Origin of the sequence: Falsirhodobacter halotolerans (assembly GCF_022899245.1) — a bacterium.
Taxonomy (GTDB): Bacteria; Pseudomonadota; Alphaproteobacteria; order Rhodobacterales; family Rhodobacteraceae; genus Falsirhodobacter; species Falsirhodobacter halotolerans.
Window position 1 is genome coordinate 1810376 of sequence record NZ_JALJAZ010000001.1, and the last position, 24483, is coordinate 1834858.

Below are 24483 nucleotides of genomic sequence, written 5' to 3' on the forward strand. Positions count from 1 at the left end.
GCAAGGTTCAGGTCGCATGGCAGGTCCGAAGGAAGCCGGTGATCGCCGCAGCCCAATACCTGCGTGGGGGGGAACGCGCGACACGGAACGGCCCCGACCCTGTCACCTGCCACGAGGCCCTTTCCATGCCCAACCTGCTTTTGCGTCGACCGGTTCTGTCGCCGTGGGTTTTGAACCTGATCACCGCCGCCTATGTCATGATCCTGTGCAACGCAGGCTTCTGGCGAACGCTTCACGGTGCACTTGGGACATCGGGCGACACTCTGGTCTTCGGGGCTGCGGTATTCGGGCTGACGCTGTTCACCTTCGCTTGCTTCACGTTGCCCTATGTGCAGCGGCCCGTGCTGGCGCTGCTGATCCTCGTGGCCTCGGCCGCAAGTTTTTATCAGTCCCGCTTCGGCATCCTGATCGACCGGGACATGATCCAGAACATCATGCGGACCACGCCCGCGGAATCGCGCCAGCTGATCACCGGCGATTACGTTCTGTATCTGGGGCTGACGGGGGTCCTGCCGGCCATGCTGGTCTTTCTGCCCCGGATCGCGCATCCCCGGCGGATGCAGTTGCTGTGGCGCTGGCCCGCCGGGATCGTGGCGACGCTGACGCTGACCTTGGGCCTGATCTATTCCGACTACGCCACCATCGCGTCCACCGTTCGCGAACATCGCGAAATCCTCGGCTCTTACCAGCCCGGTGCGTCGATCGGCGCGGTGGCGCGGTATGTCCGGCTGCAGATGCGATCATCAAATCTGGTGGTCGAGGATCTGGGCACGGATGCCGCGAAGGGTCCACGTATCGAGGGGGCGGACAAACCCGTGCTTCTGGTGCTGTTCGCCGGTGAAACGGCCCGCGCGCAGAACTTCGGCCTGAACGGATATGCGCGCGACACCACGCCCGAACTGGCAAAGCGCGACGTGATCGCCTTCACCGACACCACCTCTTGCGGGACGGCAACGGCCGTGTCCATTCCGTGCATGTTTTCCCCGTTCACGCGCAGCGAATACAGCGAAACCAAGTTCCGCGGGTCCGAGAACCTGATGGATGTGCTGGAACATGCCGGTGTGAAAACCGTCTGGTGGGACAACAACACGGGATCGCAAAATGTCGCGGACCGGATTGAAACCCACACCGTCGAGGCCACCCTCGATCCCGCCGCCTGCGCAAGCGGCGAATGCACGGATGCCGCCCTGCTTCCGATCATCCAGCAGACAGCCAACACCATGACCGAAGACACCGTTCTTGTCCTGCACATGGCCGGCAGCCATGGCCCCGGCTATTACCAACGCTACCCGGACGGGTTCGGCGCATTCCAACCCGCCTGCACCACGACCAACTTCCGCAAATGCACCACCGAGGAGATCGTGAACGCCTACGACAACTCCATTCTCTTTACCGATCATGTGCTGGCACAGGCCATCGACATGCTGGCCGCACAGTCGAGGGTGATACCGGCGGTGGTGTTTTTGTCCGACCACGGCGAAAGTCTGGAAGAAAACGGGCTGTATCTGCACGCGGCACCTCGGTTCATGGCGCCGGACGAACAGACCCACGTGCCCTTCGTGATGTGGCTGCCCCCCTCCTACACGGCGGCGATGCGGATCGACACGGCCTGCGTGAAGGCCAAAACCTCCGCGCCGACCAGTCAGGACAACCTGTTCCACACCGTTCTGGGGATGATGGACATCACGACCAAGGTCCACGACCCTTCGCTTGATCTGACCGCCCAATGCCAGGGGGCCGGCGCATGACCCTGAACGTCCGTTCCGAACGCCCTTCGAAACCCCGCCCCCCCCGCGAGACCGGCCTTCGCCACCTCCTCGCCGCAGGGACATATACACTCGCAGGGGCACGACGTTTGGCCCGTGAAACGGCCGCACGTCATGAGATGGCGATTATCGCCCTTGGGATCGCATCGCTTTTGGCGACCGGCGCATCCGCTCGCGACATCGGCGGTTTCTGCATCCTTTCGGCCGTGCTTCTGGCAATGGAGGCGATGAATACCGCGATCGAGGTTCTCACAGATCATGTTTCTCCGGAGTGGTCGGAGCCTGCCAAACAGGCCAAGGACCTCGGCTCCTTGGCGTGCGGCCTCCTGATTGCCGTGGTCGTGGCGTATTGGGGGATCGTGATGTTCTTTTGAAACGTCCGTCATTCCGGGGCCCGCGCCGGCATGATTGCAACGATATTATGCAAGTGCCGTGCCCCGTAACCTACCTCAGCTTACGGCGATGGGTTGAAGAGCTCATGTCGTGAGTGTCGGGTTTGACCGGATGTCTTTGAGCTACTCCCCGATCTTTTGACAGTTTTCGGGGATATTTAAGCGATTGCCTGTGCCTGCCGGTCGGTTTCGGTTCTGTTGAAGTAGACCACGGCGGGGGGCAGCCCGCCATGGGCAGTGTGTGACCGGCGATGGTTATAGAAGGTGACCCAAGCTCCGGTGGCGGCCTTTGCCTGAGACCCTGTGTCCCAAGTATGCAGGTAACCTACCCCCATTGGCGCGACGTGCCTGAGAGCACCTAGCGCTGGCCGAACTTCTCGGCCGCCGAAATTGCCTGCCGCGGTACCGGCGCGATCAAGATCAATACCGAAGCCATGGACAAGTTACAGGCCCTGCGCGACCGGCTGGGCAAGCCGCTGATCGTGCGCTCGGCCTATCGCAGCCCCGAGCACAACCGCGCTGTCGGCGGGGCCCCGGCCTCGAAGCACATGCAGGCCACCGCCTTCGACATCGCCATGTCGAACCATGATCCGGTGGCATTCGAGGCGGCGGCACGGGCCGTGGGCTTCCTCGGCTTCGGCTATTACCCCCGCTCCGGCTTCATGCACATCGACCTCGGGCCTGCCCGGTCCTGGGGCGATGCGTTCCCGCCCCGGCCCGTGCCCTTCGCACCGGAACTGCCGCCCGCGCGCGAAGTCCTATCGGAAAGCCGCACGCTGCGCGGTGGCGGTGCGGCGGGTGCAGCCACCGTTGGCGCGGCCGGGGTGGAGGTGCTGCAGGACGTTCTTGCGGAAACCCAGTCCACAATCCAGCCGCTGGTGCCCTACCTCGACACCTTGCGCTGGGTCCTGATCGCCATCGCGCTGATCGGCATTGCCGTCACCATCTACGCCCGGCTCGACGACTGGAAGCAAGGCCAGCGATGATTGGCCTGCTCCTGACTCATGGCCCGGTGCGAAAGGCGCTGGGCCTGATCCTCACCGCCGGAGCGATCCTGCTGTTCCTGTTCAACTTGCGTCGCGCCGATGAACGCGTCGGGCGCGCGGCCGAACGGCTTGAAGTCCGAGAGAGAAACGATGCCATCCACCGCCAGATGCTCGACGCCGCCGCCCGCCGCCCTCCTGATCGCGATGCTCTGGCTGAGCGCCTGCGCGATGGGCGGTTCTGACGTCGGCGCTCCCTGTCCGCCCGTGGTCGACTGTTCGGCAGCCGATCAGGCGCGGGCCGCCGACGAGGTCGAAGCCCTGCCGGAAGGGGCCGTCATCGTCAGGATGCTGGGCGACTACGCCGTGTTGCGCGATCAAGCGCGGGCGTGCAGGTGAAAGCTCTTCCAGGCAACTGCGCGAATGCAACTCCGTCTGCCTCAAAGGATTCGGGTTCCGGTGGAACGAGAAATTTAGGGGCTTCGCTATGATAAACGGGCGCATTCACCTTCGGCGGCGGATGCGCCTGCCCCTTTCAATGGCCGGAATCCGACCATTGGGCTGGCGAAAACTCTAGCCAGCCTGGCAGGCTCCGAGCGGGTTCGCCGCCATCCCCACCGCCGCCCTTGATCCGGCCCACTGTCCGGCGTCTCCTGCGGTCCCCGCGCTTTCGGGTCCGGGTCCCCATCGTTGATAGAAGGACAGTTGGCGAACTAATCGGCCTCACTGCTCCGCGCTTCCGTCGTGGGCGCTGGCTGCGCCAGGCCCGCGACGATCTGCCGAAACTCGCCGAGGATTTCACCGTGGTTCTTGTCGAGGTAGCGGGCGAGACGGTCATTCTTCAGGAGCCGCTCGACATAGCGACCGGCCACCACCAGCCGAAGGTGATCGGGTCCAAGGGTGCCTTCGATCAGCTTTATGTTCTTTTGCAGGTTGGCCATCTCGGCCTTCATTCGCTCGGCTTGTTCGCGCGTTACGCCTGCAGGTGGCTTCTTTGCAGTTGGGTCAACTAGGTCTGTGGCGTCAGATGCTGCGAGGATCGCCTCGACATAGGGCACAGTGTAGTTGTTCGCGGCGATCATCAGTTCCGCCGCCTGAATCTGCCGCAGGGGCTTCATCTTCCGCAGGGACCGGAAGCTGTTGATCGGGCAGTGCCTGGCCTTCAGCAGTTCGGCTGCCTCCGGACAGATGCCGTTCAGCAGGGTCCGCTTCTGTCGGATCAGCGCGATGTTCACATTCAAGGCTGCAGCGATACGGGCCTCCGATACGCCGCGCTCGACCGCGCGCAGGATCATCTTGTGCTCCTGGATCGTGGCGAGGCAACTGATGCGCTTGTTGTAGGTAAAGGATTCGTCGTCGGTCGCCACCAGGCAGGTGACGGTCGTCTCGCCCAGTTCCTTCAGAACATGGAGCCGAACATGGCCATCCAGAAGGATGAAGGATCCGTCCTGCCCAGCCGCGCGGGCGACCACCGGCGGTTCGATCAGCCCGACCTCGCGGATCGACGCGGCGATCTGCCCATATTTCTGACTCTTGGTCACGGTGACTGGCAACTGCTTGACCGGCAGGATCGCATCGATCGGGATCGTGCGGAGGTTCGCCTCGAATCCCGGGTTCTTCGGCGGAGGCATTTTCCCCATGTGTGTCATGCTCTTGGCTCCCGCAACCCGTCGATGATGATGCGCGGCAGGCTGTCGAGGCCCTCGGCACGGAGCAGCGTTAGAAAGTTTTCGTCCTTCAGCAGAGACTGCAATGCCGCATCGAGAAACAGGAGGCTGCTTCGCGTCGACTGCGCCCTGCGGACCATGTCCTGCTGTCGCTCGGCCTCGGCGCGATAGGCTTTGACCAGCGCGGCAGAAGTCATTCGCGCGCGTGGCTGTTTGTTCCGCGCGCCACCTCGCTGTTTGCCGTGGCGCTGGCGCAACTCAACCAGCCGCCGCGCCTCCAGCAATTTCTTTCCGCGCAGTTCACCGGAGGCATAAGCAGCCTCCAGCGCCTTCTGCACGTCCTTCTCCTCGGCCCGCGTGATGTAGAGCGCGACGCTGAGCGGCATCTGCCCGGTCTCGACCGCGATCAGCAGTCGTTCCTCACCGTTGGCAATCAACTCGCCGATTTCATGGACATAGGCGAGGGAAAGCCCCGTCTTGTCGGCGATCTGATGGTCTGAATATCCCCGGTCGCGCAGGATGGCGATGTCCTGCAACAGCTCGAGCGGCCGCTGCTGGCGGCGGGCGATATTCTCGATCACGCTGCGCAGAAGGCGCTCGGGCTCGCTCGCATCCACGACGATGGCCGGAATCTGGGTTTCCCCAAGGGCGACATAAGCCTCCATCCGACCCTGACCGCAGACCAGACGGTAGGAGACTCCCGCCTCTTCATCAACTCGGGCGACAGTGATCGGCTTTTTCAGCCCGACCCTGCCGATACTGTCGACAAGCGCGCGGAAGGTCTTTTCCGAGCGTTCACGCGGGTTCTCCACCGTGATGGCGGAAATCGGGATGATCTGCACTTCGTCCCGCATCTCGACTTCGCTCACCATGGTGCCACCTCGGCAACCGGAACGCGGCGGGCCATGTCGAAGAAGAAATCAAGCGTTTCAAATCGGAAAGCGTCCAGCATCAGGCCATTCTCCTCGGCAAGCCCCAGGGGTTTTGTTCGCATCTCGAATTGGGGCAGCAGGTAATAGTCGAGCGCGGCGGTGTTCGTTCGGTCCATCCGGATGGCGATGGTGATGTCGGGCACGAGGCTGGTGTCGAAACGGATTTTCCAGCGCAGGCCGCCGGTGGAGGTTTCGCGGCAGCGGGCGGCAGCGACGGAGGCGGTGAATTCGCCATTGATCGTCAGCAGGTCGGTCGCCGGATTGCGCGTCACGGTGCCGCCGAGACGGGTGATCTCGCGGATCACACGCTCCACCTCGTCGCCGTGGAACAGCCGCAGCAAGCGGTTCACTTCGATGTAGTGGTAGTCCCGGTCCGGTGTGAAGCCAACGAGGGAATAGGCCCGGATCAGGCTGCCGAACCGGTGGGCATAGGCGCCGCTGGACGGCATCCCGTCGGCCTCGTCGATCACCAGACCGGATATGTAGCCGTGGCGCTGGAACAACCGCGTCAACCGTTCCAACATCTCGTCGTCCGAGAACCGGCGGTTCCGGGCGGCTATGATCGCCTGCACTTTCTGAAACTGTTTCGGCTCGACGATGGCATCGAACGCCCCTTCCGAACGGATCCACATCTCCGGACCATTCGCCACCCGCTTCTGCTTCAGTTTGAAGGAGCGCCGGTTGTAGACGTTGTTGCCGATGTATTTCTCGTTGGTCAGGATCTGGTGCACGGTGGAGCGGGTCCAGGTCCGGCCGAGATCGGTCAGGATCCCGCGCTCGTTCAGTTCGGCCGCGATTTCGCTTTCCGAGCGGCCGTGCTTGAGGAACCGGCTGTAGATCCAGCGCACGGTCTGCACCTCAGCGTCGGGTCCTGGCATCAGGATCACCCGGTCTGTCTGCAAGCTCTTGTGCTCACCGCGCTTCAGCTCGGCCTTCACCTCGCCGCGTTCGTCAAGCAGGACCCGGCGAAGGCCAAAACCCGCCGCGCCGCCCTGACGGAAGCCGCGTTCGATCAGGCGGCACTGCCCGATGAAGACCTTGTTGGAAAGTTCCCGGCTGTATTCACCCGCCATCGCGCGCTTGACGCTCTTGACGATCGTGGCAACCGGTCCGCCATCATTTTCGAATTGCTCGGCGCAATACTCGACCTGCTTGTTGGCGCGACGGCAGATGTATTCGTAATAGGCGGATTCATCGGCGTCCTGAAAACGGCCCCATCGGCTGACGTCATAGACAAGGATCACCTCGAAATCCGCGGTGCCGTCCTGCACATCCTGGATCAGCTGCTGCAGCGCCTCGCGACCCTCGATCCTGAGCCCACTCTTGCCCGCATCGGCATAGGAGCGCACCAATTCAAAGCCGCGTTCCTCCGCATATTTGCGGATCGCATCCGATTGGTTTTCGGTCGAATATTTCTGATGGTCCGTGGACATGCGGACATATTCAGCCGCACGTCGCTTTGGCGGGGACTTCGCCGGTTCTTTTCTTGTGAGCAGCTCTCTGCCTGCCATTCCCGTCTCCAGATCAGTTCATGCAGGCGTCTCCGTCTGGTCGGACCCGGGGTTTTGGCTGGGGCGCAAAATGGAATCTGCCGCTGTGTTGTCTTCTCCACTGGTTTACCGGAGGAGGACGCCGCGATGCGGATCAAGATGGGCACATCTGTGCCGAAAATGGGCACAACTGTGCACCTGGACGCCGATCAGACCGCGTATCGCACGGCTATTGCCGATGCCCTGCGGCGCGAACTGGGACCGACGCATCAGGCCATCAAAACGGTGATGCGCTGGACCGGAGCGAGCGAGCGGACGGCGAAGTACTGGCTGTCTGGCGAACGCGGGCCGAGCGGGGAGCATCTGATCCGGCTCGCGCAGCATTCCGATGCGGTGCTGATCACCATCCTGATCATGGCCGAGCGACTGCCGGAGCAGCGGCGGCACAGATGTGCCGGTTGTCCTGCGCGTGAGCTGGTGTTGCAAGACTTCGGACAGGAATGGAAATTATCCGAGGGTTCCTGACATGCAAGGGAGCGGCCGGACTCAGCCCGACCCAGTCGTTCAGGAAACAGGTCACCGTAACGTTCATGCGGAGATTAGACCCTCTATTCTCCGCACGCGTTGCGGCGAATGACAAGGGATCATGCTTTGATACCATTTTCCTGCCAGTCTCTGTCACCAATCTTGCTTGGCGGCAGACCGCTGGCGACAATGCCCCTTGGTGTCAGAATGGAGCCATATTCTGTTGCCAAGCGATCTTCGTGTGACTAGGTTGGCGTCAAATCCCGTTGATGACAGAATCGGCACAACTATGATCACCAAAATCTACGATCTTACGGATGCCGTCACCTATCACATCGGCGGCTTTCCCCCTGGCTCACTCGACTACGAGGTGCTTCTCGGACCCCTTGAAGAGGCAGCGGCCTCGCTTGCCCGATACGATGCAAAGATGTCGGGAATGGTGAGCAGCGAGTTGTTCCTCGCGCCGCTGCGTCGCCAGGATGCGGTCACCTCGTCCCGGATGGAGGGGACGATCTCGACCATCGAAGAGCTGTACCGCCTTGAAGCTGAAGAAGACGCAGGCAGCGCCGACCCTTATCGGGAAGCGCGCAACGACGACGTCGAGACCTACTTTTATTCCCGCGCACTGCGGAATGCCCAGCAAGCCCTCGCCGACGGCGCCCCGCTTGGCGAACACCTGATCCGGACCGCCCACCAGCAGCTGCTGTCCTTTGGACGGGGAGCCCGCAAGCGCCCCGGTAGCTACAAGGTCGAGCAGAATTACATCGGAGACGAACGGCGGGGAAAGATTTATTACGTCCCGATAGCCCCCGAGCAACTGGGCCCGGCGATGGCCGAACTCGTCCGCTACATCAACGAAAGCACGATGCGGCCATTGATCCGCACCGCCATCGCGCATGTCGCATTCGAGGCCCTGCATCCGTTCGAGGACGGCAACGGCCGGATCGGCCGCATGCTGATCACGCTGATGCTGTGGAAACTCGGCGTCCTGCATCAGCCGAACTTTTTCGTTTCGGGTTACTTCGAGGCCAAAAAGGACGAGTACATCAAGCGGATGCGGGCCGTTTCCGCCAAGGGCGATTGGACCGGCTGGGTGGTATTCTTCCTCCAGGCGATGCACGCCCAGGCGACGGTCAACATTCAGACGGCCGACGCGATCTTCCGCCTTCACGGCGAGATGCGGGAGCGGTTCCGCGAAGTCCTGAACTCGCAGTTCCACGATCAGGCGCTGGACTTCGTCTTCGCGAGCCCGATCTTCCGCAACGACCGCTTCGTCGAACGCTCAGGCATCCCACCATCCTCGGCGCGCGCGCTATCCCGACGGCTGGTCGAGGCAGGTATGCTGCGCACCATTGAACCGGCTTCGGGGCGACGCGCGGCGATGTACGCCTTTGATCCGCTGCTTGATCTGCTGAAGGTGTGAGGGTCATGGCCACGATTATCTGCACCCTCGAAGGGGGCCTCGTAAAACGTTGACCAGGTGTTGACAAGAATTTGGAATTGAGAAACCCGAACGTAGCGCTCGGCCTTTATGTCTTTGATGTTATTTGATTTTTTGGTTGCGGGAGCATGCAGCCGCCGTAACCTACCTGAGCTTACCACGATGGTTTAAAGCACTATGTAGCCAGTGCCGGGTTGAACCGGATGTCAGCCTCAGGAAACGCATCCTTCAGCCGGTTCATCGCCTGCAACCACGCATCGCCGCCCCATTGGCTCGAGAACGCATAGGTGCGTTCTCCAAGATGCACGAGTTCACCTTCATCACTAAAATAGCGTTTCGGGTCGAACGTCTTCCCTTCTTCCAAGCGGGCCTGCCGCGCCAATTCATAAAACCCCTCGCCATCCACATTCCCTTCGACCGACATCAGGGCACGCGAGGCACGCGCACCACATTGAGCAGCAATAGTCTCGGGATCGATCCCCCGCGCTACGAGCGCACGGAAGACCTGATAGATGACATGACGCTTCCGTAAGCCTGTGAAGGTGGCAGTGCCAACTGACAGGTCGTAGCTCGTCCAGTCGCGCGTATCGGTGCGGGCCTCGCGCTCCTTGCGCTTCTTTTCCGCCACGCGGACCTGATACTCTGCCACCTCGGGCAAAGGGATGATCTGCTGCACATCGACAAGGACCCTTCCGCCAAGGTCGTAGGGTTGAAGGCGCACACAACGAATATCGATGCCGCGGTCGATAAGCCACAGGACCGACGTCGTCACTTCACGGCTGAACTCGGCCGAGGCCAGCACGATCCTGACGTCCTGGCCGAACGCATCCTCGTCAGGCTCCTCCCACCCGAGAAATTCGAGCATGCCGGTCCGGGCATCGACGTCCAACTGCCCGATCTGTTCGAGATAGGTTTCATAGACACCCACCGCCTGATCAAAGGTCATCGTCGAGATCATGGCGGCATACCGGATCGCCTGAAGCTCGATATGGCCACCATCCTCGGTGCGCTTCAGTTCGATGACAACCAGCTTGGCATCCTTGTCGATGCCCAGAAGATCTATTCTCCGACGGGAATCGTCCCAGTGCCCGAACTCCTCGGCGATAACCAAGGTGCCGGCAGCGATCACCCCAATATTGGCGCGGAGAAGTCGTTGGAGATCGCGCCGTTCCTGCATCTGCGCGCTGCTGAAGGTCGTGTGGTCAAGGCGGCGGATCTCGTCACTTGCGAATTCATAAACAGGCATCAGGCCACCGCGCTCGCTGAACTGTTAGACTGCCTTACAATCGTGATGAGTTCTTTTACCTGCGCCTCCTTGAAGATACCGGCGATACCCATGTCATCCAGATCGGTGAACGGGCTTTCATAAAACCGCTCGGGATCGACAATGCCGGATTCGCTGAGGCTATCGATGATCAGGTTCAGGAATTCGGTCTGGTCAGCATTCAGCGAATGAGCCGCCGTGAATTCGCTGAACATTTCCTTGGCTGCGGCACGGTCCAGACCCGTCATCGCCCGCAGGAAGACACCCAATCCATCGGCACCAACGGCCTCGGACAGCGCGGCGGGATCGACGCCTTCCGACAGGAACATACGCTCCAGTTCGGCTAGGTCCTGCGCAGTCAGCTGTTGTCCCCGACGCAGTTTCAGAAGGGCGATGTTGTCCTTGTGGCGTTCCACAAAGCTGCGCACCTTCATCCGGAACTGCGCCTTGTCTACCCCTGCCCCGACCTGCGGCAAGGACACGGCTTCGCCCGTGCCGATCTCATCTTCGAAATCGGTGATGACCACCTTGCGGGTTTTCGGCTCGATCAGCTCCACCAGCAGACGCAGCTTCCGGCGGATTTCCTCCAGCAGATCAACAGTGATGTCGTTCCAGAACTCGTCCGTCTGGATATCCAGGATCAGCGGCAGCTGCTTGGCGACGAGCGGAATGTTTGCCAGCGCCTCAAGCGAGGATGCGAGATCACGGATACGGGTTTGGGCACGAGCGAACGCCGCCTCCCCTCGCAACAACGCCAGCTGCGAGCCCAGAACCAAAAGGTCGAACTGCTTGGCCGGCAGGTTGTCATCCCTAAATGCGGTGGGCAGACCCGCCACATGCGCGGAGAGTGCCTCTCGCGCTGTTGCATCGAGGTTGTCCCACGCCGCTCGAGTCTGGAACGCCTCCACATCGCGCCGATGCGGGCGGACGATAAAGTTGTCGACGTTCATTCCGGCAACTTCCTGATGCAGCCGATCGCGCAGGCCAAGATCGCCCTCGTGCTTGGCGGCAGCTAACGACATGATCAGATCCAGCCGCGCCCGGAACAGACGTTCGCCGATGGGGACTGTGCCCCCTGGCTCAGCCCGATCAGGGTTCTCGCCGAAAAACTCGAGGTTCTGGCAGTAATCGAAGATCAGGAATTCGTGCTTGTCCTCGCCCGGCCCGAAGAGGTTGCGCCGCAGCCGCGTGCCGCGCCCAACCATCTGCCAGAACTTCGTGCGCGACCGGACGATCTTGAAGAACACGAGGTTCACCACGTCCGGCACATCGATGCCGGTGTCCAGCATGTCGACCGAGACGGCGATATGTGGGCTTTTCTCCGGCTCCGAAAAATCGTCGATCAGGCTTTGGGCATAGCTAACGCTGTAGTCGATCAGAGAGGCGAAGCTGCCCTTCAGATGCGGATAGTTGATGTCGAACCGTTCGACGATGAAGCGGGCATGGGCGCTGTTCTTGGCGAAGATGATCGTCTTGCCCAAGCGGTCACCACCAGCGACCTTGATGCCGTTGGTCATCAGATGCTTCAGCACCTTGTCGACGGTATCGATGTTGAACAGCCACTTGTTCAGATCGTTGGCATCGACATGATCGGGAGCATCGCCTTCGTCCGACCATTCCAGCGCATCCCAAACGTCCTTCTCCTCATCCGACAGCCGGTCATAGGTGATGCCCTCGCGCTGGAACCTCAGCGGGACCGATATCCCCTTGGGCGGCACAAGGTAACCGTCATCGACCGCATCCTCCAGATCGTAGGAGTCAGTTGGCACACCGCGTTCAAGCTGGAACAGCGAATAGGTGTCGCGATCGATCTCATCCCGCGGCGTAGCGGTCAGCCCGACCAGAAGCCCGTCGAAGTATTCGAAAATCGCGCGATACTTGCGATAGACGGAGCGATGCGCCTCGTCGATGACGATCAGATCGAAATGACCGGGACCAAAGCGCTTTTCCCCACCCCTCATCTCGTCGATCAGGCCCATCATTGTCGGATAGGTGGACAGGCAGACTCGCGCTGTCGTGTGGTTGTTCTGGGTCGGATCGTGGCTCTTCAACAGGTTGGCGCTTGGCGCCGAGGGAAGGTGCGCCTTGAACGCCCCATGCGCCTGCTTCACCAGCGCCACACGGTCGGCCAGAAACAGAACCCGCTTGACCCAATTCGCCCGCAGCAACTGGTCGATAAGCGCAATCACCGTCCGCGTCTTGCCCGACCCCGTTGCCATAACCAGCAGGGCGTGACGCTGCTTGCTTTCAAACGCGTCGCCCACGCGGCGGATCGCCCGGTGCTGGTAGAAACGCTCAACAATGCTCTCATCGACCTCGACCGTATCCAGAACCTTCCGCGTGCTGCGCCGCTGGTGCAGCAGCACCAACTCGTCCTTCTTCAGGAAGCCCGCGATTTCACGCGGCGGATAGATTGCGTCGTCCCAGATCCAATGCTCGTAGCCGTTCGAGCAGAAGATGACCGGCCGCCGCCCGAACATCGTCTCCAGACAATCGGCATAAAGCTTCGCCTGCTGCTTACCAGCCAGCGCATTGGTCTTCGTCCGCTTCGCTTCAACCAGCGCGAGCGGCTTGCCGTCATCGCCCCAGAGGACGTAGTCGATGAAGCCCTCGCCCGCCGCATTCGGCATGCCCGCCACGCGGAACTCGCGGTCGCGTGGCTGATCCAGGGGCCAGCCCGCCTCGGTCAGCAGCAGATCGATGAAGGCATCACGCGTCGTCGCCTCGTCGTAATCGTGCGTATCCGCCTGCGCCTGGTTTGCTGCCTTCACGGCGGCAATCTCCGCACGTAAGGCGGCGATCTCGGCCTCAAGCCTGGCACGCCCTACCTCAGAGGCCAGTTGCGCCTCCTCCGCCTCCTTCTGCGCCATCAGCGCAGCGGCCTGCTTGTCGGCCAGTGCTTTGATCTGCGACACGGTGCTGGCGGTGATCGTCAGCGTCGCTTCGAGCTTCGTCGGATCGAACGACAGCGCGGGATCGGGCTTGCCCTTTTTCGCATAGGTCCGCGCGAGCCAATAGCAGACGTGGAACAGCTCGCTTACCACCACCTTGGCGTCCGAAACCGAGGGCGACTTTGCGTCATGGGCCGCCTGATTGCCGCGATCCTTGATGATCTTCGCCTTTGCGACAATCGCCGGGCCCGTCAGCGCGGCAAGCGAGGGTTCATGCACCAACGCCGCCAGCGTGTCCTGATAGGGCGACTTCAGCGCCTTGTCGCTGCGGAACATCCACAGAAGCGCGATCTCCAACGTCAGGCGGGCGTGGAAGCAGGCGCTGCGCGGATCGGACAACGCCGCCAGTTCTGCCTTCTTCGCCGGATCGAACAACGCGGGAAACTCATCGGCGAGGAATGCGAATTGCGACATGGCACCAGCAACTTAAAGACCTGCCCACGCTAGCCGCCCTGCGATGCACCGGGCAAGCAGAAACGTCCTACGGGTTGAATGCCGGAAACTCGCGTCTGAAGCTTCGAACTGCCTCGGCCCAACGCGCAGGCCCGTCGTCGTCCAGCGTCCACTTGCAATTGACCGTGTTCATCACCTCATACCCGGCAGCGGCGAGGCCCTCGGCGAGCATCTTCTCCATCGCGCCGACGCGGTTCCGGAAGGGCTTGTGCAACTCCATGAGTTCCGGATGCGCCTCGTCCTGCTTCGCAATCTCGGGATAGATCGGGCCGTGGGCGATCAGGTCGAAGGCGTCACACTCTTCGGGCCGGATACCCTTCACCTCCAGATGACGGCGCAGCGCGTTCTGGTTCTTTTGCTTTCCCAGATGCTGGCCCATGCGCGTGTAGGGTGCCGTTGCGAACGGGCTGGAGTTGTCACCCGTGCGCCCGACATAGAGCAACTGTCTGTTGCCGACGCGCGCCCGCCAAACGTAGAGCCAGAAGCCCCGTGTGAGCATTGCGGCGGGGAGCGTGAAGGAGTGGAGGGCGGGCATAACTAGAGTTCGCCTCGGAAGGCGCGGTGTTGAAGGGAGGCAAATGCTTGTTCTGCCAACTCTAGAGCAGTCCGCAATTCGCTCACTGAACGATCGATCTGTGATGTGACTTCTACGAAACGCCTCTGAGCCTCTATGGTCGGGACTGGAATGGCCAATTTTTTCACGTCGCGACAATTTAGATGAGGCAGCGTTTGACCAGTTTTAATCAACTGATATTCCTGACGCATCCTACGCGTCGAAAGGGCTGCCGAAAAGAATTTCCCGATTATCATTCGGATTCTTGGCGTCATCACGATAAGAGCATGGCAGTTGTGACCCTCATGTTCGGGTGGCACGACAGCCGTCTCCCCTATATGTCCAGACTGAACCATTAGCACGTCACCAGACTTCAGCTTAGATCGCTTGTTCTTTTCGTTAAATGCCTCGGTAATGAAAGTCTTTTCATCAAACAACAATTGACCATTCTTAATCTGCCGAGCAAGAATATAAGGCACACCTTTCGCGACATAAATATCTCTTGTTGCGCCGACGTAGCCGTTGGTAATGCGCTCAACACAATCTTCAATCTTAATCATTGGGAGATTGCTGTCAGCCCCAAACATCTCATGAAAAATCGTCTGCCCGAGGGTGTTCAGGCGGTCGAGGGCTCGGCGGCGGAGGCGGCGCAGCGCGTCCGCCTGATCCAGTATCGCCGCGATCCGCTTTTGCTCCTCAAGCGGCGGGAGGGGAATGGGGTGAACTCTAAGATCGGAAGCCCGGATATTCTTGATGCCGATGCCCGAGGACGCACTTGCCCATGTCCTAAACTCAGGTGTTCTAAAGAAATGAGATAGATATCGTGGACATGCTGATTCAGAGCGAACCCTAATGGTAGCTAGGAATGCACCGAACGATCCTCTCCAGTCTTCGTTTAAAAGAGCGCTTTTACCAAGAACGCTCGCACTCCCGGAAGACATGCACATGACAATGTCGTTACGCTGCAACTGCTGAACGTTAGAAACAAATCGCTTGTCGACATAGGCAAGGTCCTCGCGCAATTCGAGCTGCTCTGAGATATTTCCAGCACGAAGGACGGCAAGTCGATTATCATCCGGCGCAGAATAAGCGTCGGCTTTGCTGAAGGTTACACCACGGAGAACGTCCGCAAATTCACCAAGGGGAGTGATAGACCAACTCACGCCAGCATCTCCTCAAGCCAATCCAGCCCCTTAGCGATCTCCACCTCGATGGCGCGCAGTTCAGCGATGATGGCGGCGGGGCTTTCATGCTCCACCTCGGCGTGCTCCACCTCCTTGTAGCGGTTCAGCGAAAGGTCCCAGCTTCCCGTCGCAGCGATTTCCTCTGCCTTCACCATGAAGCTCTGCGCCGTGCGGGGGCGGTCGGCCTCGGCGGCCAGATCGTCCCAGCGGGCGAGGATGTCGGGCAGGTTGTTCTTGGCGTGCTCGTCGCCCGTCAGCGCCTCCTCCGGCACCGGCCCCAGCTTCGCCGCGTCCAGCAGCGGGGTGCGCTTGTCGTCCAGGCTGAAGCCATCGGCGGTCATATCATAGAACCACACATCCTCGGTCCCGCCGACGCCGGTCTTGGTAAAGATCACGATGGCGCAGGACACGCCCGCATAGGGGCGGAACACGCCCGAGGGCAGCTTGACGATAGCCTCCAGCTTGTGATCCTCAATCAGCATGCGGCGCAGCGCCTTGTGCGCGGTGGAGGAGCCGAAGAGCACCCCGTCCGGCACGACCACCGCCGCCCTGCCCCCGGTCCGCAGTAGCCGCAGGAACAGGGCGAGGAACAGAAGCTCCGTCTTCTTCGTCTTGACGATCTTCAGCAGGTCCTTCGCCGTCGTGTCATAGTCGAGCGATCCCGCGAAAGGCGGGTTTGCGAGGATCAGCGAATAGGCCCCCGCGTCGGTATTGTGCTCCTCGGCCAGGCTGTCGCGGTAGCTGACATCAGGATTCTCCACCCCGTGCAGCGTCATGTTCATCGCACCGATCCGCAGCATGGTGCTGTCGAAGTCGAAGCCGTGGAACATGCCATTGTGGAAGTGCTTGCGCGCCTCGGCGTTGCGCAGCGCCTGCGGGTGGTGGTCGCGGATGTATTCGCCCGCTCCGACGAGGAAGCCGCAGGTGCCCGCCGCCGGGTCGCAGATGACATCCTGCGGGGTGGGTTTCATCAGGTTGACCATCAGGTCGATGATGTGGCGCGGGGTGCGGAATTGGCCGTTCGTGCCGGCGCTGGCGATCTTGCCCAGCATGTATTCATAGACGTCGCCCTTGGTGTCGCGATCGTCCATCGGCACCTGATCCAGCATCTCCACCACCTTGGCCAGCAGGTTGGGGTTGGAGAAGCCGAGCCGCGCATCCTTCATGTGTGTGCCGTAGGAGGAGCCGGTCTCTCCCATCTCACGCAGGAACGGGAAGACGTGCTCATCCACAACGCGCATCATCTCGCGTGCCTCGAAGTTCTTGAAGCGCGACCAGCGGAGATTGTCGTAAGTCTCGCCCTTCGGATCTACGCCCTCCGGGAAGATGCGGCGCGCGATGGGTTTGCCAAGCTGCTCGGCTCTCGCCTCCTCCACCAACTGCAGATCGTCGAGCCGCTTGATAAACAGCAAATAGGTAATCTGCTCGATGACAGAGATCGGGTTCGAGACCCCGCCCGACCAGAAGGCGTTCCAAATCTGGTCGATTTGAGAGCGGATGGAACCTGTCAGCATGGGAAACCTCGTCGCGTGATGGGACGTGCATAACGCAGGAATCGGAATACGCCAATGTTGGAGGTAGCTTGGCGGGACGGGCTGCGTGCTGGTCGAGCTGCGCTGTCGAGAGCGTAATGCGGCCGGGCCAATGCAAGTTTCCGATCAGCGTGAAATCTTGTCACCCCATCGCTGACCCTGCTTCTGGTGCTCCGCATTGATATAGACGCTCCAGATGTAACCGATCTTGCGGTGCGACTCCTGCAACACTTCGGGATATGGAGATCGACGCACTTGGCAACATGCAGATGCCACCGGACCGCTCTCATGTTCGCAGATGAATGCACCCAGCTCAAAATTTGCGGCAGCTTCGATCAGGAACCCACGGACAATGCTGGTAGCGTTTGGTTTATGATGTTCACGCGGCACATCGTAGCTGTCCCACAAGGCTAGATAGTGTTCGACTAGAATTTCTAGATCATCTGATGCAGCAGGCCGGATCGCGTAAGCATTAGACATCGTGGTCCTCCCTCTCTCTCGGCATCTAGGGCTAAGAAGTGGAACGTCTGCAAAGGGCTCTGCACGTCGACCATGGGACATTGCCACCTTCGTTACCCATGACCGACTGAGGTGCCAAGCACTGAAGATGCAGCCTAGTTTCAGAGCCGCGCTCTGGCGTTCATCACTCTTTGATAGAGGACAGTCATCCACGGGTGATCACCTTCTTGTGGTGGTTCTGCGACCTCGAATGTCGGTGCGGTTTCGACAAGATGCACTAATGACCATGCCAGCCCAAAGCACTCGTCTTCGCCGAAGCACTGGACCAGACGCTCTGCCTCTTCATCTGACACTGGGGCGCTGATCGCGTCGAGAAGGATTTCTGCCCGAGCTATCTCCGCCGGTTCAGCGCTCTCAAAAGGCAAAGGCGCCACAGAGATAAAGTTCAGCACTTCTGGTCGCATATCCATACCCTGCAGAATGATTACAGAAGATAGAGCAATCTCAATCACATTCGTCAATGACGGCTGAGGGTTCGCTACGACGATCATGGGGCCAACTGGGCTTTTATGAGAAAAGCTGAAGCACGTCCTTGTGTCGTTGCTCTACTGCGAACCACGCTGATGCTTCCATCGGTTCTGGGATTGGATTTTCTGCTACAATCATATGGAAGGATACTCCGGGTGGCATGCCGTCCAGATCAAATTCGATCTTCATTGATTGGAGGCCATACTTCACGCTGGCGACGTTTGCATAGCCCGCATCGGGGTAACGGATATACAATGCATCATCGTGCTCTGTCCCCACGATGACGAGGTTCTGCTCATCGTTCCACTCAAGTGCATCTACGAATTCACCTGTGCATCGGTTTGAGTCCAAGGCGGCGGCTAATTCCGCATGCAGATTTAGGGTTCGTATATCCTTGTCTGGGCGAGTCTGAAGCAGCACGGCGGTGCAGGTTGAAGTGCTCATTCCCGACGGTAGTTTTGGCGTGAAGCCAACGCTGCGTAGCGAAATATCGCTATCGACCAGAGATGGTCCGGTTGCATCTGTGCGGAATGACAATATCCCAAGCCGTGTCGGCAAGATCAGCGTCTGATGTATCTCGGTCATGAACTCAGCCATATCATCAAACCAACAGCATACATTGAAGAAAGATATTCGGGCAGACGGCGAATGACTGCAATGGGCTCCAAGCGAACACCGTAAGACATTCCAAGCGCTCCGATATCCATTCTGCTATAGATATGTTCAGCACTGATCCGCAAAGCTGACGGGCTCTCACCCGTTGATGGCGTTGAAGGCCGCAGCATAGCGGCCTTCTTCCTCGGCCCTGCGCTGAAAATGAACACGAGCGACGAGGATCTCGTCCGGCACCTCGTCCCACGACAGGATCTCCACCACCTCGCGCGTGAAATCCTCCAGCGGCAACGCCGCGCTCATTATCGATTGGCCCGGCGTCAGTTCCGTGGCGACAAGGGGGGGCGCGATCTCGTGGACGGAGACGGATGTCCCCCGCAGCTGATGGCGCAGTGATTGCGTCCAGGAATGGATCGCTGCCTTGGTTGCGGAATAAACCGGGTTCGCGGCTTTTGGCACGAAGGCGAGGCCGGACGACACCGTGACCAGCGCCGCTTGCGGACGTCCGCGCAGGTGCGGCAGGAAGGCCGCGGCCAGGCGGATCGGCGCGGTGAGGTTTGTGGCGATGGTGCGTTCGGCGACATCGAGCGTCACGGGATCGGCAGCGTAATCCTCTGCTTCCATGATGCCCGCATTCAGGATCACGGCATCGAGATCGGGATGATCGGCCAGCACCAAGGCGGGGAAAGCCGCAAGTGCCGTGTCGTCTGTAACGTCAAGCACGAAGCCGCTCATGCCGGGGTTGCGGTCAAGGGTCGCTTGCAATGATGTCGCGTTGCGTCCGGTGATGATGATCCGATTGCCCTTGGCCTGCAACGCCTCGGCCAGCGCTTCTCCGATCCCGGAATTGCCGCCGGTGATGAGGATGGTGCGGTTGAAGAAATTCATGGGAAGCCACCTTTCCGTGCTGTTGGCGGCAGGATGCACAAGGTGCTATCCAGAAGGAAGTAGGCACCCGAAAAACTTATACTTACCGAATGGAGAGTGTGGCGACATGGCGGAGAGATCATTGCGACAGGATTTGCTGAGCCTCCCATCCGACCCCGAACTGGACCGGCTGGTGGTGGAGATCATCGGCCGCGTGGCTGATAAGTGGACCCTGCTGCTGATCGAGATCCTGACGGAGCGGGGCGATTGCCGCTTCGGTGAACTGTCCCGTGCCTGCGAGGGGATCAGCCAGAAAATGCTGACCCAAACCTTGAGGGCGATGGAGCGCGACGGCCTTGTCACGCGCACCGTGTATCCGGTGGTGCCGCCGAAGGTCGTATATGCTCTGACCGATCTGGGCCTTGGACTGAGCAAGGCGTTCTGCGGTGTGTGGGAATGGGCGGAATCCAACCGTGAGGCGATCCTGCGCGCCCGGGCGCAACATGCGCAACGGCAAAGTCAGCAAGATACGCCTGCAGGATAGGGTAAATGTCTGCTCCGGGCTTTGAAGGCCGGTGCGGCCGTTCGGCTAATGCCGGCTGTGCTGTTGAGTTTGGGACAAACCGGACATTGGGCGATCCTATATTCAAGCAACTACCTTGATATCACGTCCTGGCGTGGTTCCGAACAGACGACCGTAATCGCGTGTGAAGTGCGGCACGCTGGCATAGCCGACGCTGCCGGATGCCACTGCGATGGGGCGTCCTTCGGTCAGCATCAGGCGACGCGCCTCGATCAGGCGCAGCTGCTTTTGGAACTGTAATGGGGTCAAGGTGGTGATCGCCTTGAAATGCGCGTGGAAGGCCGGCTCGGACATATGCGCGATGCGGGCCAAGTCGCGGATGCGAACGGACCGCGTGTAATTCTGGCGGATGTGCCCGACCGCGCGGGCAATTTGGCCGGCATGGCTGTCGACACGGCCAAGACTGCGGATCGCTGAGCCGTGAGAGCCATTCAGCAGCCAATAGTGTAACTCGCGCATCAGGCCACCGCTCAAGGTCGTGAGGGCCTCGGGCCGATCAAGTAGCCGCACGAGCCGATGCGCCGCGTCCACCACGTCGGCATCCACGCGCTCGACGCGAACGGGTTCCGCGTCCACACTCCCTCCACTTTGGGCAAGGTCGTGCAGGATCGTGATGTCGAATTCCAATACCAAGGCATAGTAGGGTTCGGCCGGGCTCGCCTGCGTAATCTGCGAGACCGTCGGCACATCGGCCGAGATGACCAGCGCCTCGCCCGCGCCGTAATCGTGGTTTTCGGACCCGAACGTCACACGCTTGCGGCCCTGCAGCGCGATCGCGATCATGGGTCTGCTTACGGAAATCTGCAATTCGCCGGGCTTGAGGGCGCGCACCATCGTAAGGCCCGGAACAGGGGTCGTGACCGCGCCATTCCTGTCGGCATGGGCATCGGCAAAACGACGGCAGAGATCGAGCAGCATGACATGGTTTCCGGCAAGGGTCGTGGTGAAATATATCGCAGTTCAACTGCGAATGGCGATACCGTTATGGGATCGGGCAAGACATGACGAGGATCGGGCAACATGGCAGATCGCCCGCGCCTTATTCTGAGGGCATCTCAATGGACAGGAATTCCGTCATGAACAAGATCGCCCTCGTCACCGGTGCCAATCGCGGCCTTGGTCGCAACACCGCCATTTCCATCGCCCGCAGCGGAAGCGATGTCATCGTAGCCCATCGCGGCAATCACAAGCAGGCCGAGGAGGTGGTGAGCGAAATCCGCGCTTTGGGCCGTAAGGCGGTCGCGCTGCAGCTGGACATGGCGCAAACGGCCAGCTTTGCCGCTTTCGCGAAAACCCTTGCCGAAACTCTGCGCGAAACCTGGGATCGGGGCACGTTCGATCATCTGGTCAACAACGCAGGCCATGGCGAGTTCGCCTTGATCACCGATACGACCGAGGCACAGTTCGACGGCCTGTTCGATGTGCATGTCAAGGGCGTCTTCTTCCTCGTGCAGGCGCTGACGCCGCTGCTGGCCGACGGGGGGCGGATCGTCAACCTTTCCTCGGGGCTGACGCGCGTGTCCTATCCCGGTTTCGCAGCCTATGCGGCGGCGAAGGCGGCGGTGGAGATGCTGAGCACCTACATGGCACGCGAGCTTGGCGCGCGGAGAATTACCGTGAACGCCGTTGCCCCCGGTGCGATCGAGACGGATTTCGGAGGCGGCATCGTGCGCGACGATGCCAGCGTGAACGAGCAATTCGCAAGAATGACGGCCCTTGGTCGTGTCGGCATTCCCGATGACATCGGCCCGATGATCGCCTGCCTGCTGTCGGACGGCAATCGCTGGGTTACTGGCCAGCGGATTGAGGTCTCGGGCGGGCAGACGATCTGAGTTCCATGGAACGCGACGCGCAGCCCATTAGGACGGGTTGCGCGTGCAAAGATGAGGGTGACGGGTCAATGCGAAGCAGCCCTGGATCATGGCAGATTGGAACAAACCGGACATTCATTGGCACCATCCAATCGAGCGCGTTCCGGTCTGGGTCTCCATATTCCTCGTTCTTCGACCGGGTAGTGTGGATCGAACGGCGCGAGACTGGATCCTTTGCCGGGTGAAACAAGTGTGTTGCAAAACATTTCATCTTACCCGCTCCAAGGACAGTCCAAAGCTGCCACGCAATCCTCCCACTGAGCGAACGTTCGAGGCCGAAGGAACGTGCTCGTGATCAGTCGATTGCGCATGACCCATTGCTGGGCAAGATACGCAGGGTTACGGTAGGTCGTGTCGGCGTGTCCGACAAGACGGGCTGCAACCGCAAGCCATTCGGCATCCATCATGCGCGGGTCTGCACAGCTTCCAGCCTCCGGAGCGGCTCTGACCCGATAGGGCATCCTTCCATTCCAAAGAAAGGATCGCACCATCATACCGTGGGATCAAACACCTAGGGCGTCGCGACCCCACGGCCGCCACGCGATCTTTGTTAAAGACTCTATTTAAGTCCTGAACGTGTGGTTATCTCCCGTGTCACCCTTCAGAACATCCTGAACCTCCGAAACGAACCTCTTCAGTAGTTCCGAATGCGGGACGCCCTTGCGGGTCAGTATGACGGCCCACACCGTCTGTTCGGGGTGCCACGGGCGGACCACCATGCCTGGCAGAGGAAAGACCCCTGCCGACCACGGATCTACGATCGCGCATCCCAGACCGTGGGCCGACAGCAGTGCCGCCGTCTGGCAGAGCCGTGATTCTACCCGAGGGTAATACGGCACCCCCTGCTGGCGAAACCCGTCGCGGATCATGCCGCCCAGCTGCGAATCCTGCTCGATCCCCAAAAGGGTCTTGTCGCGCAAATCTTCCGCCGTGATCACGTCATGCGCGGCCAGTAAATCATCCGCAGGAACCAGCGCCACCATCCGCGATTGCATCAGCGGTTCCACGTTCACCTGTTCCAGACCGGTATTCAAAACGGCTAGTCCCAGGTCGGCGGTGCCGCCCTGCACCGCCTCGATCACATGGGCCAGATTGCGAACATCATAACTGATGGAAATGTCGGGCCGCGCGTTCAGAAACCGGCTGAGCGCTAGTGGCACAACCGAATTTCCCAAAGGATGCGTGGATAGAACTCGCAAGCGTCCGATCATGCCCATCCGCATTTCCCGCGTGCGCCGCGCCACGCCCCGCATCAATCCGAACAGAGGGCGGATTTCCTCATACAACGTATGCGCGTCGTTTGTGGGCTCCAGCCGTCGCGCGCGCCGTTCAAACAGCACAAGGCCCAAATTGGCCTCAAGCTGTCGCAAACCTGCCGATACGGCGGGCTGCGAGATGTGCAGGATGTCCGCCGCCTCGATCGTTGTGGACGACCGCATCATGGCGGCGAATATTTCAAGAAGGCGCAGGGAAATCTCGGGATCCGGCCCTGCGTCGTTCATATCAGACCTCGACCTTGACGCCGGTCTGGTTGGTGATCCGGCCATAATGTTCGATACGGCGATGCGCATCGAAATTGAAGACCGTCGATTTGCCGAAGGCGCATTTTGCGAAATCGCAGTCCGCCACGATCAGCTCGTCCCCCTCGCCTTGCGCGCGGGCGATCACGAAGCCGTCGGGATCGACGATGATCGATCCGGCGAACATGTGGTTGCCGTCCTCCATCCCGCATTTCGCCACCGCCACGGCATAGGTGGAGTTCTGGTAGGCCCCCGCGCAGACCGACAGTTCGTGGTGATAGACGCGTTTTTCCGGCCCCTCGTCCTTGGACAAATTGTTCTGGCTGGGGGTGTTGTAGCCGATGGTGACCAGTTCGACCCCCTGCAGGCCAAGGCTGCGCCAGGTTTCGGGCCAGCGGCGGTCGTTGCAGATCGCCATGCCCATGATCGCGCCCTGGTTGCGCACCACGTTGAACCCGGTATCCCCCGGCAGGAAATAGCGTTTCTCCAGATGCTGATGCGTGCGTTCCGCCTCGTATTCCGCGTGGCCCGGCAGGTGGGTCTTGCGATATTTCGACATGATCTCACCATCCGGCGACACGAGGATGGAGGTGTTGAAATGCTGCCCCTCGGGCGTCAGTTCGCAATAGCCAAAGGTGAAACCCATCCCGAACCGCCGCGCCAGGTCGAACAGCGGCTGCGTGTAAGCGTTGGGCATCTGGGTCTCGAACCAGTGGTCGAATTCTGCCCGATCCTCGACATAGAAGCGGGGGAAGAAGGTGGTCAGCGTCATCTCGGGGAAGACGAGGAACTCCACGCCCTTTTCATGCGCCTGTTCCATCAGCGCCATCATGCGGGCCACCACGGCCTCGCGGGGTTCGTCCTTCTGGATGCCGCCGATCTGCGCGCCGCCAACAATCATGTTCATGGG

The 24483-nt window shown here is 60.5% G+C and carries 23 protein-coding genes and 1 pseudogene; 8 read left to right on the forward strand and 16 right to left on the reverse strand.

Features of this window, described 5'->3' with window-relative positions; all coding sequences use genetic code 11:
- The first annotated feature begins 38 nt into the window (after positions 1 to 38).
- Together MU449_RS09470 and MU449_RS09475 are read left to right on the forward strand one after the other, a co-directional pair.
- Complete coding sequence (locus tag MU449_RS09470) at positions 39 to 1748, forward strand: phosphoethanolamine transferase (protein WP_244737785.1); 1710 nt, start codon at positions 39 to 41, stop codon at positions 1746 to 1748.
- Positions 1745 to 2140 (forward strand): diacylglycerol kinase, encoded by a 396-nt coding sequence (locus tag MU449_RS09475; RefSeq protein ID WP_244737786.1) that lies wholly within the window; start codon positions 1745 to 1747, stop codon positions 2138 to 2140. The genes MU449_RS09470 and MU449_RS09475 overlap by 4 nt, the downstream gene beginning before the upstream one ends.
- 176 nt (positions 2141 to 2316) lie before the next feature.
- Here the strand turns inward: MU449_RS09475 and MU449_RS15935 are convergent, their stop codons facing one another.
- Entirely contained in the window at positions 2317 to 2493 is a 177-nt protein-coding gene (locus tag MU449_RS15935; RefSeq protein WP_425310296.1) for an integrase core domain-containing protein, read from the reverse strand.
- Here MU449_RS15935 and MU449_RS09480 point away from each other — a divergent pair.
- Together MU449_RS09480 and MU449_RS09485 are read left to right on the forward strand one after the other, a co-directional pair.
- Positions 2473 to 3144, forward strand: a pseudogene (locus MU449_RS09480) (YcbK family protein). The gene MU449_RS15935 and the pseudogene MU449_RS09480 overlap by 21 nt on opposite strands.
- On the forward strand, positions 3141 to 3386 hold the full coding sequence (locus MU449_RS09485; protein ID WP_244737788.1) for a hypothetical protein: 246 nt from the start codon (positions 3141 to 3143) through the stop codon (positions 3384 to 3386). The pseudogene MU449_RS09480 and the gene MU449_RS09485 overlap by 4 nt, the downstream one beginning before the upstream one ends.
- Before the next feature lie 468 nt (positions 3387 to 3854).
- On the opposite strand, the gene MU449_RS09490 is transcribed toward MU449_RS09485, so the two are convergent.
- From MU449_RS09490 to MU449_RS09500, 3 genes are read right to left on the reverse strand one after another with little or no spacing between them, the layout of a single operon-like run.
- A complete protein-coding gene (locus MU449_RS09490; RefSeq protein ID WP_244737789.1) occupies positions 3855 to 4790 on the reverse strand; it encodes a plasmid partitioning protein RepB C-terminal domain-containing protein in 936 nt (311 codons plus the stop codon).
- The gene (locus tag MU449_RS09495) at positions 4787 to 5680 is read right to left on the reverse strand and encodes a ParB/RepB/Spo0J family partition protein (protein WP_244737790.1); all 894 of its coding nucleotides are present in this window, start codon (positions 5678 to 5680) and stop codon (positions 4787 to 4789) included. The genes MU449_RS09490 and MU449_RS09495 overlap by 4 nt, the downstream gene beginning before the upstream one ends.
- Positions 5674 to 7251 carry a recombinase family protein gene (locus tag MU449_RS09500; RefSeq protein ID WP_280517648.1) on the reverse strand — a complete coding sequence of 526 codons (1578 nt, stop codon included), beginning with the start codon at positions 7249 to 7251 and terminating at the stop codon, positions 5674 to 5676. The genes MU449_RS09495 and MU449_RS09500 overlap by 7 nt, the downstream gene beginning before the upstream one ends.
- A gap of 126 nt (positions 7252 to 7377) precedes the next feature.
- Here MU449_RS09500 and MU449_RS09505 point away from each other — a divergent pair, with 126 nt between their 5' ends.
- A complete protein-coding gene (locus MU449_RS09505) occupies positions 7378 to 7755 on the forward strand; it encodes an XRE family transcriptional regulator (protein ID WP_244737791.1) in 378 nt (125 codons plus the stop codon).
- A gap of 289 nt (positions 7756 to 8044) precedes the next feature.
- Positions 8045 to 9178: a Fic family protein gene (locus MU449_RS09510; RefSeq protein WP_244737792.1), complete on the forward strand. Its 1134-nt coding sequence runs from the start codon at positions 8045 to 8047 to the stop codon at positions 9176 to 9178.
- A 193-nt stretch (positions 9179 to 9371) separates the two neighbouring features.
- Here the strand turns inward: MU449_RS09510 and MU449_RS09515 are convergent, their stop codons facing one another.
- The 9 genes from MU449_RS09515 to MU449_RS09555 all read right to left on the reverse strand — a co-directional run bounded on the left by MU449_RS09515 (position 9372) and on the right by MU449_RS09555 (position 19620).
- Complete coding sequence (locus tag MU449_RS09515) at positions 9372 to 10442, reverse strand: PDDEXK family nuclease (RefSeq protein WP_244737793.1); 1071 nt, start codon at positions 10440 to 10442, stop codon at positions 9372 to 9374.
- The gene (locus tag MU449_RS09520; protein ID WP_244737794.1) at positions 10442 to 13825 is read right to left on the reverse strand and encodes a DEAD/DEAH box helicase family protein; all 3384 of its coding nucleotides are present in this window, start codon (positions 13823 to 13825) and stop codon (positions 10442 to 10444) included. Before MU449_RS09520 ends, MU449_RS09515 begins: the two co-directional genes overlap by 1 nt.
- 67 nt (positions 13826 to 13892) lie before the next feature.
- Entirely contained in the window at positions 13893 to 14399 is a 507-nt protein-coding gene (locus MU449_RS09525; RefSeq protein WP_244737795.1) for a hypothetical protein, read from the reverse strand.
- A 2-nt stretch (positions 14400 to 14401) separates the two neighbouring features.
- A complete protein-coding gene (locus tag MU449_RS15865) occupies positions 14402 to 15580 on the reverse strand; it encodes a restriction endonuclease subunit S (protein WP_244737796.1) in 1179 nt (392 codons plus the stop codon).
- Entirely contained in the window at positions 15577 to 17115 is a 1539-nt protein-coding gene (locus MU449_RS09535; protein ID WP_244737797.1) for a type I restriction-modification system subunit M, read from the reverse strand. The genes MU449_RS15865 and MU449_RS09535 overlap by 4 nt, the downstream gene beginning before the upstream one ends.
- Before the next feature lie 144 nt (positions 17116 to 17259).
- The gene (locus tag MU449_RS09540; protein WP_244737798.1) at positions 17260 to 17613 is read right to left on the reverse strand and encodes a hypothetical protein; all 354 of its coding nucleotides are present in this window, start codon (positions 17611 to 17613) and stop codon (positions 17260 to 17262) included.
- 140 nt (positions 17614 to 17753) lie between these two features.
- Positions 17754 to 18143, reverse strand: a complete 390-nt coding sequence (locus MU449_RS09545; RefSeq protein WP_244737799.1) for a hypothetical protein — start codon at positions 18141 to 18143, stop codon at positions 17754 to 17756.
- 16 nt (positions 18144 to 18159) lie between these two features.
- Positions 18160 to 18705, reverse strand: coding sequence for a hypothetical protein (locus MU449_RS09550; RefSeq protein WP_244737800.1), 546 nt, complete (start codon positions 18703 to 18705; stop codon positions 18160 to 18162).
- Between the two features lie 168 nt (positions 18706 to 18873).
- Complete coding sequence (locus tag MU449_RS09555; RefSeq protein ID WP_244737801.1) at positions 18874 to 19620, reverse strand: SDR family oxidoreductase; 747 nt, start codon at positions 19618 to 19620, stop codon at positions 18874 to 18876.
- 133 nt (positions 19621 to 19753) lie between these two features.
- Here MU449_RS09555 and MU449_RS09560 point away from each other — a divergent pair, with 133 nt between their 5' ends.
- On the forward strand, positions 19754 to 20143 hold the full coding sequence (locus tag MU449_RS09560) for a winged helix-turn-helix transcriptional regulator (RefSeq protein ID WP_244737802.1): 390 nt from the start codon (positions 19754 to 19756) through the stop codon (positions 20141 to 20143).
- 102 nt (positions 20144 to 20245) lie between these two features.
- Here MU449_RS09560 and MU449_RS09565 read toward each other — a convergent pair whose 3' ends face one another.
- Positions 20246 to 21100: an AraC family transcriptional regulator gene (locus tag MU449_RS09565; protein ID WP_244737803.1), complete on the reverse strand. Its 855-nt coding sequence runs from the start codon at positions 21098 to 21100 to the stop codon at positions 20246 to 20248.
- A gap of 158 nt (positions 21101 to 21258) precedes the next feature.
- On the opposite strand from MU449_RS09565, the gene MU449_RS09570 reads away from it, so the two are divergent.
- Positions 21259 to 22014, forward strand: coding sequence for an SDR family NAD(P)-dependent oxidoreductase (locus tag MU449_RS09570; protein ID WP_244737804.1), 756 nt, complete (start codon positions 21259 to 21261; stop codon positions 22012 to 22014).
- Between the two features lie 602 nt (positions 22015 to 22616).
- Here the strand turns inward: MU449_RS09570 and MU449_RS09575 are convergent.
- Entirely contained in the window at positions 22617 to 23555 is a 939-nt protein-coding gene (locus MU449_RS09575) for a LysR family transcriptional regulator (protein ID WP_244737805.1), read from the reverse strand.
- A 1-nt stretch (position 23556) separates the two neighbouring features.
- Positions 23557 to 24474 (reverse strand): N-carbamoyl-D-amino-acid hydrolase, encoded by a 918-nt coding sequence (locus MU449_RS09580; protein ID WP_244739019.1) that lies wholly within the window; start codon positions 24472 to 24474, stop codon positions 23557 to 23559.
- Between the last annotated feature and the right edge of the window lie 9 nt (positions 24475 to 24483).

Coding starts and splice junctions, on each gene's coding strand:
- MU449_RS09475 (WP_244737786.1), top strand. CDS start 1,745: ATGACCCTGAACGTCCGTTCCGAACGCCCTTCGAAACCCCGCCCCCCC.
- MU449_RS15935 (WP_425310296.1), bottom strand. CDS start 2,493: ATGGGGGTAGGTTACCTGCATACTTGGGACACAGGGTCTCAGGCAAAG.
- MU449_RS09485 (WP_244737788.1), top strand. CDS start 3,141: ATGATTGGCCTGCTCCTGACTCATGGCCCGGTGCGAAAGGCGCTGGGC.
- MU449_RS09490 (WP_244737789.1), bottom strand. CDS start 4,790: ATGACACACATGGGGAAAATGCCTCCGCCGAAGAACCCGGGATTCGAG.
- MU449_RS09495 (WP_244737790.1), bottom strand. CDS start 5,680: ATGGTGAGCGAAGTCGAGATGCGGGACGAAGTGCAGATCATCCCGATT.
- MU449_RS09500 (WP_280517648.1), bottom strand. CDS start 7,251: ATGGCAGGCAGAGAGCTGCTCACAAGAAAAGAACCGGCGAAGTCCCCG.
- MU449_RS09505 (WP_244737791.1), top strand. CDS start 7,378: ATGCGGATCAAGATGGGCACATCTGTGCCGAAAATGGGCACAACTGTG.
- MU449_RS09510 (WP_244737792.1), top strand. CDS start 8,045: ATGATCACCAAAATCTACGATCTTACGGATGCCGTCACCTATCACATC.
- MU449_RS09515 (WP_244737793.1), bottom strand. CDS start 10,442: ATGCCTGTTTATGAATTCGCAAGTGACGAGATCCGCCGCCTTGACCAC.
- MU449_RS09520 (WP_244737794.1), bottom strand. CDS start 13,825: ATGTCGCAATTCGCATTCCTCGCCGATGAGTTTCCCGCGTTGTTCGAT.
- MU449_RS09525 (WP_244737795.1), bottom strand. CDS start 14,399: ATGCCCGCCCTCCACTCCTTCACGCTCCCCGCCGCAATGCTCACACGG.
- MU449_RS09535 (WP_244737797.1), bottom strand. CDS start 17,115: ATGCTGACAGGTTCCATCCGCTCTCAAATCGACCAGATTTGGAACGCC.
- MU449_RS09540 (WP_244737798.1), bottom strand. CDS start 17,613: ATGTCTAATGCTTACGCGATCCGGCCTGCTGCATCAGATGATCTAGAA.
- MU449_RS09545 (WP_244737799.1), bottom strand. CDS start 18,143: ATGATCGTCGTAGCGAACCCTCAGCCGTCATTGACGAATGTGATTGAG.
- MU449_RS09550 (WP_244737800.1), bottom strand. CDS start 18,705: ATGACCGAGATACATCAGACGCTGATCTTGCCGACACGGCTTGGGATA.
- MU449_RS09555 (WP_244737801.1), bottom strand. CDS start 19,620: ATGAATTTCTTCAACCGCACCATCCTCATCACCGGCGGCAATTCCGGG.
- MU449_RS09565 (WP_244737803.1), bottom strand. CDS start 21,100: ATGCTGCTCGATCTCTGCCGTCGTTTTGCCGATGCCCATGCCGACAGG.
- MU449_RS09570 (WP_244737804.1), top strand. CDS start 21,259: ATGAACAAGATCGCCCTCGTCACCGGTGCCAATCGCGGCCTTGGTCGC.
- MU449_RS09575 (WP_244737805.1), bottom strand. CDS start 23,555: ATGAACGACGCAGGGCCGGATCCCGAGATTTCCCTGCGCCTTCTTGAA.
- MU449_RS09580 (WP_244739019.1), bottom strand. CDS start 24,474: ATGATTGTTGGCGGCGCGCAGATCGGCGGCATCCAGAAGGACGAACCC.